Source organism: Streptomyces sp. NPDC087901, assembly GCF_044742205.1.
Lineage (GTDB): Bacteria > Actinomycetota > Actinomycetes > Streptomycetales > Streptomycetaceae > Streptomyces.
On the sequence record NZ_JBIUUC010000009.1, the window covers coordinates 306754 to 320139 of the forward strand.

Annotated in this window: 14 protein-coding genes; 10 read left to right on the forward strand and 4 right to left on the reverse strand. The window is 69.7% G+C overall.

Going from position 1 to position 13386, the window contains the following annotated elements; genetic code table 11:
- The first annotated feature begins 175 nt into the window (after positions 1–175).
- Both ACIOEW_RS26980 and ACIOEW_RS26985 read left to right on the forward strand, forming a co-directional pair.
- Positions 176–646, forward strand: a complete 471-nt coding sequence (locus ACIOEW_RS26980; RefSeq protein WP_401966549.1) for a fluoride efflux transporter FluC — start codon at positions 176–178, stop codon at positions 644–646.
- A complete protein-coding gene (locus tag ACIOEW_RS26985; RefSeq protein ID WP_362552449.1) occupies positions 643–1017 on the forward strand; it encodes a CrcB family protein in 375 nt (124 codons plus the stop codon). The genes ACIOEW_RS26980 and ACIOEW_RS26985 overlap by 4 nt, the downstream gene beginning before the upstream one ends.
- Before the next feature lie 77 nt (positions 1018–1094).
- Here the strand turns inward: ACIOEW_RS26985 and ACIOEW_RS26990 are convergent, their stop codons facing one another.
- Positions 1095–1271, reverse strand: coding sequence for a hypothetical protein (locus ACIOEW_RS26990; protein WP_362552452.1), 177 nt, complete (start codon positions 1269–1271; stop codon positions 1095–1097).
- Between the two features lie 333 nt (positions 1272–1604).
- Positions 1605–3089 (reverse strand): SDR family NAD(P)-dependent oxidoreductase, encoded by a 1485-nt coding sequence (locus ACIOEW_RS26995; RefSeq protein WP_362552455.1) that lies wholly within the window; start codon positions 3087–3089, stop codon positions 1605–1607.
- A gap of 328 nt (positions 3090–3417) precedes the next feature.
- Between ACIOEW_RS26995 and ACIOEW_RS27000 the strand changes: the two genes are divergently transcribed.
- The 6 genes from ACIOEW_RS27000 (at position 3418) to ACIOEW_RS27025 (ending at position 8528) form a co-directional block, all read left to right on the forward strand.
- The gene (locus tag ACIOEW_RS27000; RefSeq protein ID WP_362552458.1) at positions 3418–4308 is read left to right on the forward strand and encodes an RNA polymerase sigma factor SigF; all 891 of its coding nucleotides are present in this window, start codon (positions 3418–3420) and stop codon (positions 4306–4308) included.
- Positions 4305–4535: a hypothetical protein gene (locus ACIOEW_RS27005; protein WP_401966552.1), complete on the forward strand. Its 231-nt coding sequence runs from the start codon at positions 4305–4307 to the stop codon at positions 4533–4535. Before ACIOEW_RS27000 ends, ACIOEW_RS27005 begins: the two co-directional genes overlap by 4 nt.
- 123 nt (positions 4536–4658) lie before the next feature.
- On the forward strand, positions 4659–5912 hold the full coding sequence (locus tag ACIOEW_RS27010; protein WP_401966555.1) for a PP2C family protein-serine/threonine phosphatase: 1254 nt from the start codon (positions 4659–4661) through the stop codon (positions 5910–5912).
- Positions 5909–7531 carry a CHASE3 domain-containing protein gene (locus tag ACIOEW_RS27015; RefSeq protein WP_401966556.1) on the forward strand — a complete coding sequence of 541 codons (1623 nt, stop codon included), beginning with the start codon at positions 5909–5911 and terminating at the stop codon, positions 7529–7531. The genes ACIOEW_RS27010 and ACIOEW_RS27015 overlap by 4 nt, the downstream gene beginning before the upstream one ends.
- Positions 7528–7971 carry a response regulator gene (locus ACIOEW_RS27020; RefSeq protein WP_350993180.1) on the forward strand — a complete coding sequence of 148 codons (444 nt, stop codon included), beginning with the start codon at positions 7528–7530 and terminating at the stop codon, positions 7969–7971. Before ACIOEW_RS27015 ends, ACIOEW_RS27020 begins: the two co-directional genes overlap by 4 nt.
- A gap of 101 nt (positions 7972–8072) precedes the next feature.
- Positions 8073–8528 carry an ATP-binding protein gene (locus tag ACIOEW_RS27025; protein WP_362552470.1) on the forward strand — a complete coding sequence of 152 codons (456 nt, stop codon included), beginning with the start codon at positions 8073–8075 and terminating at the stop codon, positions 8526–8528.
- Between the two features lie 27 nt (positions 8529–8555).
- Here ACIOEW_RS27025 and ACIOEW_RS27030 read toward each other — a convergent pair whose 3' ends face one another.
- Entirely contained in the window at positions 8556–9728 is a 1173-nt protein-coding gene (locus ACIOEW_RS27030; RefSeq protein WP_401966559.1) for a PP2C family protein-serine/threonine phosphatase, read from the reverse strand.
- 80 nt (positions 9729–9808) lie between these two features.
- On the opposite strand from ACIOEW_RS27030, the gene ACIOEW_RS27035 reads away from it, so the two are divergent.
- Positions 9809–10321 (forward strand): MarR family winged helix-turn-helix transcriptional regulator, encoded by a 513-nt coding sequence (locus ACIOEW_RS27035; protein WP_401966561.1) that lies wholly within the window; start codon positions 9809–9811, stop codon positions 10319–10321.
- Positions 10322–10570: 249 nt separating this feature from the next.
- Entirely contained in the window at positions 10571–10900 is a 330-nt protein-coding gene (locus tag ACIOEW_RS27040) for an STAS domain-containing protein (RefSeq protein WP_362552479.1), read from the forward strand.
- Between the two features lie 73 nt (positions 10901–10973).
- On the opposite strand, the gene ACIOEW_RS27045 is transcribed toward ACIOEW_RS27040, so the two are convergent.
- The gene (locus ACIOEW_RS27045; RefSeq protein WP_401966564.1) at positions 10974–13325 is read right to left on the reverse strand and encodes a GH92 family glycosyl hydrolase; all 2352 of its coding nucleotides are present in this window, start codon (positions 13323–13325) and stop codon (positions 10974–10976) included.
- Positions 13326–13386: the final 61 nt, after the last annotated feature.

Below are 13386 nucleotides of genomic sequence, written 5' to 3' on the forward strand. Positions count from 1 at the left end.
GGCCTGCTCCCGGACCGCGGGTCAGGAGGAGGCGGATCCTTACAACCCACATCAAGACACAGGGTTACCGAGCTGTCGCGTTGTGTGGTGGCCTGATTGGCCCAGTCAGGTGGGGGGCCGCGGCTGCCAGCGTGCTCCGCCCGGGCCGTCCCGGTCGGCTCCGTAGATTCGCGGCATGTCCCTCAAGATGCAGTTGCACCGCCGCAGCCACCCCGATCACCATCCCGGGGTGCAGTTGTCGGTCGTGGGCGCCGTCGCGATCGGCGGCGCCGCCGGAGCCGTGGCCCGCTACGGGGCCGAGCGTCTGTGGCCGACCGGCACATCGGCCTTCCCGTGGACGATCCTGCTGGTCAACACGGTGGGATGTTTCCTGATGGGCATCCTGATGGTCACCCTGAAGCTGCGCTTCCCCGACGCGCCCCGGCTGATCAGTCCGCTGCTGGGCACGGGTGTGCTGGGCGGGTTCACCTCGTTCTCGCACTACACGGACAACGTGCGGGAGCTGTTCGAGAACGATCAGCCGGGATACGCGGTCGGCTGCCTCCTGCTGACCGTGGTGGCCGCGCTGGCCGCCGTGACCGCGGGCGCGTTCGCCACCCATTTCGCCTTCCGGCGCTCCTACGGCACGGGAGGCGACGCCTCGTGACCGACTGGCTGCTCGTACTCGCCGGCGGACTGGTGGGGGCGCCGCTGCGCTACTACCTCGGGGTCGACGCGAAGTTCCGCCTCCACACCGCCTTTCCGTGGGGCACCTTCGCCGCCAACGCGGGCGCGGCCCTGCTCCTCGGCTTCATCGCGGAGGCGGCGTCCGACGGCGATCTGGGAACCCGGCTGAATCTGCTCCTCGCCACGGGCTTCTGCGGGGCCCTGTCGACCTGGTCGACGTTCTCCTACGAACTGCTCACCCTGACGTCCGCCCGCCGGCTGGGCCTGGCGGGGGGATATCTGCTGCTTACGGTCTGCGCGGGGGTGGGTCTCTCGTTCGCCGGGGCCGCCGTCGCGAACGCGGTCTTCTGACAACCTCGAACACCGCGGCACCACCGAGCTCCGGCCCCGCCCCTCGGGGCGCGGACCGGAGCTCGGGTGGGAAGCACTCAGTCGATGCCGGGCAGGATGTGCGGCTCGGCGAGGTCGTCCTCGTAGCCGGCCAGCCGGATCGGTGCGGACCTGGCCCAGACCTCGATGTTCCGGAGCTTCTCGGGCTTGCGGGCCCGGTCTCCGTGCCGTTCGGCCGTCCCCTGTTCGCGCTTCGTCAGTTCTGGTGTCGTCACCGCGCACTCCTTTGTGTCACGTAGCCCCGGGCGCATCCGACGTTCCGGCGTCGTATCCGGTGGTCGACCGCCCATGGTGCGGGGCAGGGAAGAATCTGTTCGGTCGCGGTGGCGCCGGGTAAGAGACGGGACTGCGGCCCGGTTGACGAGCCTGTCCCAGGACGGTCGAGGAACCTTCGTGGATCCCTTGATGACGTCCGTTGGCCTCAGCGTAACCAAATGAGCGCGCCCATGCTCGATGGAACGTGTGCCTTGGGTCACTTTCAGCCACCGGTCATGGAAAAGACCCGGCCCGGGAGGGTTCCCGGACCGGGTCTGTGACCACAGGACGTGTTACCAGTTGGCGGGGGCGTAGTCCTTGAGGAAGCAGCCGTACATCGCCTCGCCCGCTTCGCCGCGGACGATCGGGTCGTAGACGCGGGCAGCTCCGTCGACCAGGTCGAGCGGGGCGTGGAAGCCTTCCTCGGCGAGCCGCATCTTGTCCGGGTGCGGGCGCTCGTCGGTGATCCAGCCGGTGTCGACGGCGGTCATCAGGATGCCGTCCTTCTCGAACATCTCCTGGGCGCTGGTGCGGGTCAGCATGTTCAGCGCGGCCTTCGCCATGTTGGTGTGCGGGTGGCCCGCGCCCTTGTAGCCACGGCCGAACACGCCTTCCATCGCGGATACGTTGACCACGTAGGAGTGCTTCGCGGCAGTCGCGGCCATCGCCTGGCGGAGCCGGCTGATCAGGATGAACGGTGCGGTGGAGTTGCAGAGCTGGACTTCCAGCAGCTCTATCGGTTCGACCTCTTCGACCGTCTGGATCCAGCTGTTGGTGTGGTGCAGATCCGGGACGAGTCCGCCCGCGTCGATCGCGGTGCCTGCGGCGATGCGCTCCAGCGAGGCCGATCCGGTCACCAGGGCAAGCTCGGTGACGTCCTGCGCGCTCAGCCCCTCCTTGCGGGCAGCGGGCAGCGCGGCCACGCGGTCGACGGTGCCACTGCCGAAGGTACCGATGACCTCGGCGGCCGGCAGCTCGCCCGCGGGCAGCGGGGCGGACTCGGCAGCGAGCAGTTCGCTGTACGCCTGAGGGGAACGACGGACCGTCTGCGCGGCGTTGTTGATCAGGATGTCCAGCGGTCCCTCGGCGGCCACCGAGTCGGCGAGGGCGACGACCTGGGCCGGGTCGCGCAGATCGATGCCGACGATCTTCAGGCGGTGGATCCACTCGTCGCTGTCCGGCATGGCCTTGAAGCGACGGATCGCGTCGTTGGGGAAGCGGGTGGTGATCGTGGTGTGCGCGCCGTCGCGCAGCAGCCGCAGTGCGATGTACATGCCGATCTTGGCGCGCCCGCCGGTGAGCAGCGCGCGGCGGCCGGTGAGGTCGGTGCGCGCGTCGCGCCGGGCGCGGTTCTCGCGGGCGCAGTCCTGGCAGAGCTGGTGGTAGAAGGCGTCGACCTCGACGTACCGCGTCTTGCAGATGTAGCAGGACCTGGGCCGCTGGAGGACCCCCGCGATCTCGGAGGCGGCGGAGGAAGACGGAAGAACGCCCTCGGTCTCGTCGTCGATGCGCTCGGCCGAGCCCGTCGCGGTCGCCTCGGTCACGGCCTTGTCGTGCGCCGTCTTCGCGGCGCGGCGCTCCTGGCGGCGCCGCTGCTTCACGGTGCGGTAGACACCGGCGGTGGCGCGGCGTACCGCGATGGCGTCCGGGTGGTCGACGTCGATGGAGTCGAGCTCGTCGAGCACACTCAGGCAGACGGCCAGCCGCTGCGGGTCGATACCGGGACCGAACTCCTCGATACCGGGCGCGAGCTCCGGGCTGTCCTCTGTCACCGTCATTGCCGTTCCTCTGTTGCTTGTGCCGCCGGAGTCTCCCGGCGGACCGTGGCGCGCCGCCGAGCCGGGCTCACGAGGACTGACGTCCACGGGACTGAGGCCCGGCCGCGGGCTTCTGCGCAAAGCCGCCGCACTGCGGGCCGAACGCCCCCGACAAGTCTGCCATGCCCCGGATGCTGCTCCATTCGGGTGCGGGAGCGGCTTCACCCGCCGCCGGGCCCTCCGTCACGGCGGCCGTCGAAAAATAAGGGAATCGCGTCCGTTCGGCATGACTTCGCCTTTACCGGGCACACGAGCTCCAACGCACTTGGCAAAACGGAGGGGCGACATCATGACGTGCACGACGGAGCAGACCGGCACCATCCTCGGCGGCACGCGCAAGCTGCCCGGCGAGGACGGCGCGGGAGCTTCGGAGCTGCCGTGGATCGAGGACACCGGCAAGGTGGCCCCGAAGGACGCGCGTGCCCTGTCGAAGGTGTTCCTGGACCGTCTGCAGGTCCTCGAAGAGGGCACGCACGAGTACCAGTACGCGCGCAACACCCTCATCGAGATGAACCTCACGCTGGTCCGGTTCGCCGCCGCGCGGTTCCGCAACCGTGGTGGCGACGACACCGAGGACATCATCCAGGTGGGCACCATCGGGCTGATCAAGGCCATCGACCGGTTCGACCTCTCGCGCGAGGTCGAGTTCGCCACCTTCGCCGTCCCCTACATCGTCGGGGAGATCAAGCGCTTCTTCCGGGACACCACCTGGGCGGTGCATGTGCCGCGACGGCTCCAGGAGCTGCGGGTGGAGCTCGCCAAGGCGAAGGAGCAGCTCGCCGCGGACCTGGACCGTGACCCGACGGTCAAGGAGCTCGCCGACCACCTCGGCCTTCCCGAGGAAGAGATCATCGAGGGGCTCGTCGCGGCCAACGGCTATTCAGCGGGGTCCCTGGACACGCCCTCGGCCGAGACCGACTCCGGCAACGACCAGCGGTCCTTCGCCGACGTGATCGGCGAGGCCGATCCGGGGATGGACACCGTCGAGAACCTCCACACCTTGGCGCCGCTGCTGGAACAGCTCGACGACCGCGAGCGCAGGATCGTTCAGATGCGCTTCGGCCAGGAGATGACGCAGTCCCAGATCGGTGCCGAGCTCGGGGTGTCGCAGATGCACGTCTCCCGGCTGATCGCGCGCATCGTCAAGCAGCTGCGGGCAGGGATGTCCGTCGAGGCGTGAGCCCGGCGCGTGAGAGCATCCCGTCCCTCTCCCCACTGGAACTGGCCGTGTACCGGCTTCGGGACGCCGAGGCGGCAGCCGACGCCGCCCGCGCCGACGTCGAACTGGAAGCGGTGCTCGCGGTCCGCACGGGCGCTGACATCGACACGGTGTCCGGGCTCGCCGGCATCACCCCGCACGATCTGCTCAGGCTGGAGAAACTCACCGGCGACATCCCCCCGAGCTGAACCACCGGCCCCCCGGCAGCCGGACGACGCCCGACCGCGGAGCGGCGGACGTTGTTCACATATGCTGCGGGGCGAGGAATGGCGGCCCGCTCGGGCGCGACGAGAGGGTGAACCGTGGCTGAGATGCGTACCCGCTCCCACACCCGGCAGCCGGTCCCGGCGGCGTTTCCGGTGCAGGCCGCTTCCGTGCCGGCCGAACGGCCTTCCGTCTGGGACGTCGACGCCGCCATCCTCCTGGTCGAGGACGACGCCGGCGACGCTCTGCTCGTCGAGGAGATGCTCGCCGACGGTGAACTGGGTTCCGCGCTCACCTGGTGCAAGACCCTGACCGAGGCGCTGACCTTCCTGAGCAGTCACCGGACACCTATCTGCGTGCTGCTGGACCTGCACCTTCCCGATGTGCACGGGCTGAGTGCCGTGAAACGGATCCTGGAGACCACCCCGGACGCCGCCATCGTGGTGCTGACCGGCCTGGCGGAGGCCGAGGCGGGGCTCGACGCGGTGGCCACCGGTGCGCAGGACTATCTCGTCAAGGGGCGGATCGACCCGCAGGCGCTGTCGCGCGCGGTCCGTTACGCACTCCAGCGCAAGCACGTCGAACGGGCCGCGGCCGCCCTTCGCTCCACTCAGCTGATGGCCCAGGAGAACGCGCGCCTCGAACGAGGGCTGCTGCCCGTCCCGCTGCTGAACGACGACTCCTTCGAGGCCGTCGCCCGCTACGAGCCGGGCCGTGCCCACGGACTGCTCAGCGGCGACTTCTACGACGTGGTCCAGAGATCCGACGGCACGGTCCACGCCGTGATCGGCGATGTGTCCGGGCACGGTGCGGCGGAGGCCGCGCTCGGTGTCTGCCTGAGGGTGGCCTGGCGCACCGCGGTCCTGTGCGGCACCGACCAGCTCGAACAGCTCGCGCTGCTCGAAGAGATGCTCGTCGCCGAGCGTTCCGACCCCCATGTCTTCGCAACCGTCACCTCGCTCGTCTTTCCGCCCGGCAGGGACCACGTCCGCATCGTCAGGGCGGGACACCCGGGGCTTCTGCTGCGCCACGGCACGGACATCGACTGGGTGGAGCCCGAGGGCGGTATCGCCCTCGGGCTGCTGCCTGGCCACGGCCAGTGGGTCTCGACCGAGCACGCGCTGGCGTCGGGCGCCGGACTCGTACTCTTCACCGACGGGCTGTTCGAAGGCCGTACCGGGCTCGACACCCGGCTGGGCGAGGAAGGCCTGCTCGCCATGGCCCGCGACCGGGCGGCGCTGCCGGCCCGGCCGTTCGTCGACGCGCTGGTCGCCGGCGCCACCGAGGGGGCCGCTCCCTACGGCGGCCTCGCCGACGATGTGGCCGTGCTGCATCTCGCCTGGAAAAAGGACACCTCATGAGCAGTGACTCACCGGACGACTCCCCGCAGCGGCCGGGACGGCTGGCGCGGCTGTCGGTCCAGAACTGGGTCCATCTGATCCTGGGCTGCTTCGTCCTGGTCGTGTGCGGCTGTCTGGTGGCCGGCGGACTCGTCCTGGCCCGAATATCCGACCGGACCACCGAACTGGTCGACCGCATCCAGCCGGCCCGCTCGGCCTCCTTCCAGCTGCAGAACGCGCTGCTCGACCAGGAGACCGGGGTCCGTGGCTACGCCCTCACCGGTGACCCCTCCTTCCTCCAGCCGTACGCGACCGGGAAGCGCGACGAGGAGCAGCGCCTGGCGCGGGTCCGCGCCGCCATGGGTGACGGCGAGCCGTACACCCACGATCTGGACCGGATCGCCGCCGCCTCCGCGCAGTGGCGCAAGGAGCATGCCGAACCGCTGATCGCCGCCGTCCGGCGCGACGGCCCGGAGGGCCGGTCGTCCGCCAGGACCGCCGGGAGCAAGGCCGCCTTCGACAGACTCCGGCAGCTCTACACCGTGCAGCAGTCCCATCTCGACGCCGCCAGGGACCACGCGCGTGCCCAGCTCAACGACGCACGTGCCACACGCGACAAGACGCTGGTCGCGCTGGTGGCCTGTTTCGTCGTGTGCGTGATCGCCCTCAGCCTGCTGCTGCACCGGGTGGTGGGACGGCCGCTCAACGCCCTGGCCGAGGCCTCCCGCCAGGTGCGGTCCGGCACCTTCCGCCGGCGGATCCAGGTACGTGGGCCGTCCGACGTACGGGCCGTGGCCGCCGCCGTCGAGGACATGCGGTGCCGGCTGGTCGAGGAGCTCGACGCCTCCCAGGAGCGCGAGGAGCTGCTGGCGCAGCAGACGGAGGAGCTCCGCCGCTCCAACTCCGAGCTGGAGCAGTTCGCCTACGTCGCCTCGCACGACCTCCAGGAGCCGCTGCGGAAGGTCGCGTCGTTCTGCCAGCTGCTGGACAAGCGGTACGGGACCGAGCTGGACGCGCGCGGCAAGCAGTACATCGACTTCGCGGTCGACGGCGCCAAGCGCATGCAGGTGCTCATCAACGACCTGCTCACCTTCTCCCGGGTCGGCCGGGTCCACGACAGCTGGAGCTCCGTCGATCTCGACCACGCTCTGGACCGGGGCCTGGCCAATCTGGCACTGGTCATCGAGGAGGCGGGAGCCACGGTCGTGCGTGCGGACCCGCTCCCCGAGGTGAACGGTGACTCGACGACGCTCGCGATGATCTGGCAGAACCTGATCGGGAACGCCGTGAAGTTCCGCCGCCCCGACGAGCCGTGCGTCATCACGGTCGGCTGTGTGCGGGAGGAGGACGCCTGGCACTTCACCGTGACGGACAACGGCATCGGCATCGCCCCCGAGTTCGCCGACAAGGTCTTCGTCATCTTCCAGCGTCTGCACGCCCGCGACGAGTACGACGGCACGGGCATCGGACTTGCCCTCTGCCGCAAGATCATCGAGTTCCACGGCGGCCGGATCTGGCTCGACCCCGAACCCCGCCAGGGCGCCCGCATCCATTTCTGCCTGCCCGCCGACGCCGACACCTCCCCATCAGCGGCCGGGGAAACGGCCGACCCCGACGAGACCTCCGGAGACACCGCGTGACCAACCCCGTACAGCCCATCGAGGTCCTTCTCGTCGAGGACGACCCCGGCGACGAGCTCATGACGCGTGAGGCGTTCGAGGACAACAAGATCCGCAATACCCTCCATGTGGTCCGCGATGGGCAGGAAGCGCTCGACTTCCTCTACCGACGCGGCACCTACGGCGACGCCCCGCGTCCCGACCTGATCCTGCTCGACCTGAACCTGCCCAAGTACGACGGGCGCCAGGTGCTGGAGCAGATCAAGCAGGACCCCGAGCTCTCGCTCATTCCCGTGGTCGTGCTGACCACGTCCTCCGCCGAGGAGGACATCCTGCGCAGCTACAAACTGCATGCCAACGCCTACGTCACGAAGCCTGTCGACCTCGACCAGTTCATCGCGGCGGTCCGCCAGATCGACGAGTTCTTCGTGACCGTGGTACGGCTTCCCGGACGTGCGTAATATCTGCTGACATCACTCGGGAGTGGGATCTCCCGGCGCGGGTACACGACCAGCGAGAAGAGAGGTCCACGGCCTCCCCCGCTGCGCCCTGGCTGGAGCACATGAACGAACAGGCCATCTCCCGGCCGGACGACTCCCCGAAGAGTTCTCCGCCCACGGAGGCACTGCACAGTGCCGAGGTGTTCGACGGCGAACCGGGGTGCATCTCGCAGGCACGCGCGCTGGCCGACCGCTTTCTCGCGCGGCTCGTGGCTGAATGGACGGCCGTGCTCGGCACTCACACCCGCAACGATCTGATGCTCGCCGTGAGCGAGCTGGTCACCAACGCCGACCGCTACAGCCACGGTCCCTACCTGCTGGAGCTCGAAGGCACCGCCGAGCGCATCAGCGTCACGGTGTACGACAGCAGCAGCGCGCTCCCGGTCTTCTACTCCCCCGACCCGAGCCGGCTCGGCGGCCACGGCATGGAGATCGTCGTGGCCCTGTGCGACCGCCTGACGGCGGAGCGGGTGCCGGTCGGCAAGCGCATCCGTGCCGAGTTCATGCTCAGCAGCTGATCGGCTCCGGCGGCACGGGCCATGGGATCAGCCGTCACTCCCCTGCCTGCCGAACCAGTCGATGCAGACGACCAGTGCGTCGTCGAGCGTGTCCGCGTCGCGGTAGTCCGCGAGTTCACGCAGGACGGCGCCCGGGACCGAAGCCGCGGGCAGCAGCCGCGTCGCGAGGATCGCCCTGGCCAGGCCACGTTCCACGTACGCCTCGCCGAGAGGTGACACGGCGTCGTACACCCCGTCGCTGACGAGCAGCAGCCGGTCGCCGGGGAGTGCCTGGAGGTTCTGGACCACGTACTGCGACTCCTCGAACATGCCGAGCGGCAGTTGCGCGTCCAGTTCCACCCGGCCGACCGTCCGGCCACGCAGCCGCCACAGCTGCGGGGAGCCCGCGTCCACTGCGCCGACCGTTCCGGTGGCGAGGTCGAAGCGGAGCAGCAGGGTCGATACATGTGCGCTGCCGCGGTGCTGCTCGTACAGCGCCTGGTCGGCGAGGGCTGCTTGGTCCGCGATGCCGATGCCGGCCCTTCTGGCGTTGCGCAGAGCGTTCACCGCGAGGTTGGTGAGCAGGGATGCCTGGATGCCCTCGCCCAGGCCGTTGGTCACGGCGACGGTCAGCTGGTCACCGTCTGCGGCCCAGTCGAAATTGTCCCCGTGGACGGCGTAGGCGGGTTCCAGCTGCGCGCCGATGGCGTACTCGGCCGCGGTGAAGGACCTGGCAGGGAGCAGTTGCCACTGCATCTCGGCGGCGAGCGTGAGCCGGGTGATGCGGCGGGCCCGCTGGTAGTGGTCGGTGCCCCGTTCCGCCACTACGATCTCGTGGCCCAGGAGGTCGGCCACGTGGGCCAGCTCGTCCATGGTCTGCGGGGTGGCGCCGGCCGGGAGGCGGACGCTGAGGACTCCGAGGCGCTCACCGCGTACCGTCACGGGAAAGTGATGGTCGACCTGGTCGCCGTGGCCGGCCGGCTCCTCGTGCGGACGCTGGCTGCCGAAGACACGGCCCTGCGGGCTGTTGTGCATCGACAGAGTACGTTCGTGCCCCGGTGCGGTACCGACCGGCTTGAGCACGGTCATCCCGTAGTCAGCCAGCAGCAGCTCGACGGACCGGGCGTCGTACGCGGTGGCGAGTGCTTCGCGCACCGTCTCCACCAGGGCGTGCGGCGCGGCGGCGCGCACGGCTCGTTCGATTTCGGTACGGGCGTTCACGGTCTTCCGCTCATTCTTCGCCGGGTGACAGGGGCGGGGCCGGGCTGACAGGAGGACGCTCCGGATGACAGAGTGGATGGATGCCCCACCGCACCGGCCTTCCTCACCGTCTCGAGCGGGTTTCCGAGGATGTCTGCGCCGCCTCCGAACTGCTGGAGGTGCTGTGGGGACGCGGCCAGGAGGCCGCACCTCCCGGCACGGTCTCGCCCTCGCAGCTGCGGGCCCTGCTCGTGATCGAAAGGCAGGAGGGCAGCAACCTCCGCTCGCTCGGTGAGGCGCTCGGTTCGCGCGCCCCGTCGGTGAGCAGGCTCTGCGACCGGATGGAGGCCATGGGCCTCGTCCAGCGGGACCCCAGCCCGATCAGCCGCCGCGAGGTCGAGCTCCGGCTGACCGTGCGGGGCCGCGCCCTTCTGGAGGAATGCCGGGCTATCCGCACGCGCGAACTCTCCGCCGTGCTGGAACAGATGAAGCCCGCCGAGGTGGCGGCGCTCGCCGAAGGGCTGGCCGCCTTCCACTCGGCCGCGTCGCAGCGTCTCGCTGCCGGCCGGAGCCCGGCCGACCGGCTCCGCGACGACATCGCGGACAGCGCCTAGCTTCATCCAGCCCCTGCTTCCGCGTGCTGAGGCACTCCTCGACGGGGTGCGTACGTTGATCATTGGGGTACAGATTGTTACCCAACGAAGAATGTTGTCAAATGGCAACTGTTACTTCTATCGTTGGCCGACACCCGCCGCGAGCAGGGACGGAATTGCACCGGACCGTCCACACCAACCGGCTTTCTCCCCCGCCGTCCAGTGCATCACGAGGTGACCGTGCTTCCATCCCCCAGCGCCGGCAGAGCCATGAGAATCGTCCCACGCCAGGACCCCGGAGCGCTGGTCCTCGCCGTGACAGGCGACCTCGACATCGACAACGTCGCCCCGCTCGGCGCCGCGCTGAAGAGCGCGGCATCGAACGGCGACGAGCCCGTCGTCGTCGACCTCTCCGACGTGAGTTTCGCGGACTCGACGACGGTGAACGTGCTTCTTCAGGGCCAGACCCTGCTGGGCCCCCGACTGCGGCTCGCCGCGCCGTCCCCGTTCATGGAACGGCTCATCGGGGTGCTTGGCCTCGACAGCGCCCTTCCGGTCTTCCCTACCGTCGCCGAGGCGATCGCCCCGCCGCCCGCCTGAGGCCAAGGCACGTGAGCGCCCTTCCCCCCGTCCGAAGGGGGGAAGGGCGCTCAACATGCCGTGCGGTGTCGGGTCAGCCCAGCGCGGGCGGAGCGTCCTCGGGCGAGGTGCCCCAGGCAGACGGCTCGCTGCCCACCGTGAAGGAGAGCGAACGGGCCGAGCGGATGTCGTCCGTGGTGAGGTAGGTGCGCGACTGCTGCGCACCGTCGAGCCGCGCCGACTGGATGTACCGGTCGGTGTCCGAGGCGCCGGGCGCGCTCACCGTGAGCGAGCCGCGCGGGTAGTACCGGCGGTCGAGCTTGATGTCGACGCGCTCGAAGGCCGGTGTGGACAGGCCCCACGTGTCGGTGCCCGGCTGGACCGGGAAGACACCGATCGAGGAGAGGACCATCCAGGCGGACATGGTGCCCAGGTCGTCATTGCCCGTCATGCCGGTCGGCCCGTTGGTGAAGAGCGTCAGGGCGGCGTGGACCACGTCGGTCGTCTTCCACGGCTGGCCGGTGGAGAGATAGGTGTACGGGGCGATGAGGTCGGGCTCGTTCTGCGGGTTGTACTTGTCGGCGTTGTAGTACGCGTACGGGCCGTTGACCCACACCTCGCGCGCGGTCTTCGCCGGGTCGGCGAGGAGCTTGTCGTACGCGAAGAAGGAGTCGAGCCGCTGGTTGGCGGCGTCCTTGCCGCCGATCAGGCCGACCATGCCGGGGATGTCCTGCGGCACCATCCACTGGTACTGCCAGGACGTGCCCTCGTGGAAGCCCTCGCTCTGCGCCGGGTCGGCGGGGCCGGTGAAGGCGCCGGAGGCGTCGCGGGCGCGGAAGAAGCCGGTGGAGGCGTCGAAGATCTTCCGGTAGTTCTGGGCGCGCGCGTCGTAGCGGGCGGCGTCGGCGTCGTGGCCGAGGTCGCGGGCCATCTCGGCGAGCATGCCGTCCGACAGGGCGTACTCCAGGGTGGCGGAGGCGCCGTGGTCGTAGTCGGAGTCGCCGGGCTTGGCGTGCGGACGGTCCTTGATGTACGGGGCGTAGCCGTCCTTCAGGTACTCGACGTTGGCCTCGCGGCCCACCGGTGCGGAGTCCGTGGCCGGCACCCCGTCGGCGTTCTTCTTCAGGGCGCGGTACGCCTCCTCCTCGTACCCCTTCAGCAGACCCTGCTGGTAGGCGTTGGTGAGGAAGGGGGTGACCGGGTCGCCGGTCATGATGTTCGTCTCGACGGTGCCGTAGCCCCACTTGGGCAGCCAGCCACTCTCGGCGTCGATCCGCAGGACGGATATCGCCATGTCGCGGGACTCGCGCGGGGCGAGCAGCGAGAGGAGCTGGGCCTGGGTGCGGTAGGTGTCCCAGAGGGACCAGTTCTGGTAGTACGTGAATCCGTTTGCGCGGTGCTTCTTCTGGTCCCAGCCGGTGTAGCGGCCGTCCACGTCACTGCCGACGTTGGGCGCGAGGAAGGACCGGTAGAGGGAGGAGTAGAAGGTGCGGCGGAGTTCGTCGCTGCCGCCCTGGGCCTTCACGCCTTCGAGGCGTTCCTCCCAGGTGCGCTGCGCGGCGCGCTCGGCGTGGTCGAAGGTGTGGCCGCCTTCGGCACGGAGGTTGAGCGCGGCGCCCTTGGCGTCGACGTAGCTCAGTGCGGTGGTGGCCTCGACCGTGCGGTCCTTGGTGGTGTCGAAGCGCAGCCAGGCACCGTTGCGGGCATCGGTGGCCGAGGACTGCTTCGAACCCTCGGTGACGGTGTCGCCGTTCCAGGTGCCGGACGTGGTGAACGGCCGGTCGAAGTGGGTGACGGTGTAGACCGTGTACGGCTTGGTGTCCTGGCAGAAGCCGCTGCCGGTGATCGCGGTCCGGACGGTGTGGTTGTCCAGGATCTCGACCTTGGACGAGAGCGTCCTGTGCAGCGACTGGCCCGCGTTGAGCAGGACGTTGGCCTTGTCGGTGGCCGGGAAGGTGTAGCGCTGGACGCCGGTGCGCTGCGTCGCGGTCAGCTCCGCCTCGATGCCGGTCTTGAGCCCGACCCGGTAGTAGCCGGGGCTCGCCTTCTCGTCGTCGTGGCTGAACTCGGCCGCGTACTTCGCGTAGTCGGTCTCGGTGACGTCACCGGTGGTGGGCAGGGTCGGCAGGTCGCCGCCCAGGCCGCAGCCCACGCCGGAGAGGTGGACCGAGGAGAAGCCGCGGATGTGGTTCTCGCCGTAGTCGTAGCCGGTGTTGTGGCCGGTGTCCGGGGAGAGTTGCACCATGCCGAAGGGCACGGAGGCGCCGGGGTAGGTGTTGCCCTCGTTCTGGGTGCCGATGAACGGGTTGACCAGGTCGGTCAGCCGGCCGTCGGTCCGGGGCGCGGCCTGGGCCGTGGCCCCGGTGGTGAGGACACCGCCCAGGAGCGCGACGGCGGCGAGTGCGGCCGCCGGGCCGCGAAGGCGCGGCCGTGGGGTCCGGTGCATGGGGATACTCCTTCGGACAACGTTGTCAGAGCGCGATCATTCTTGGTTCCCCGTTGATCCG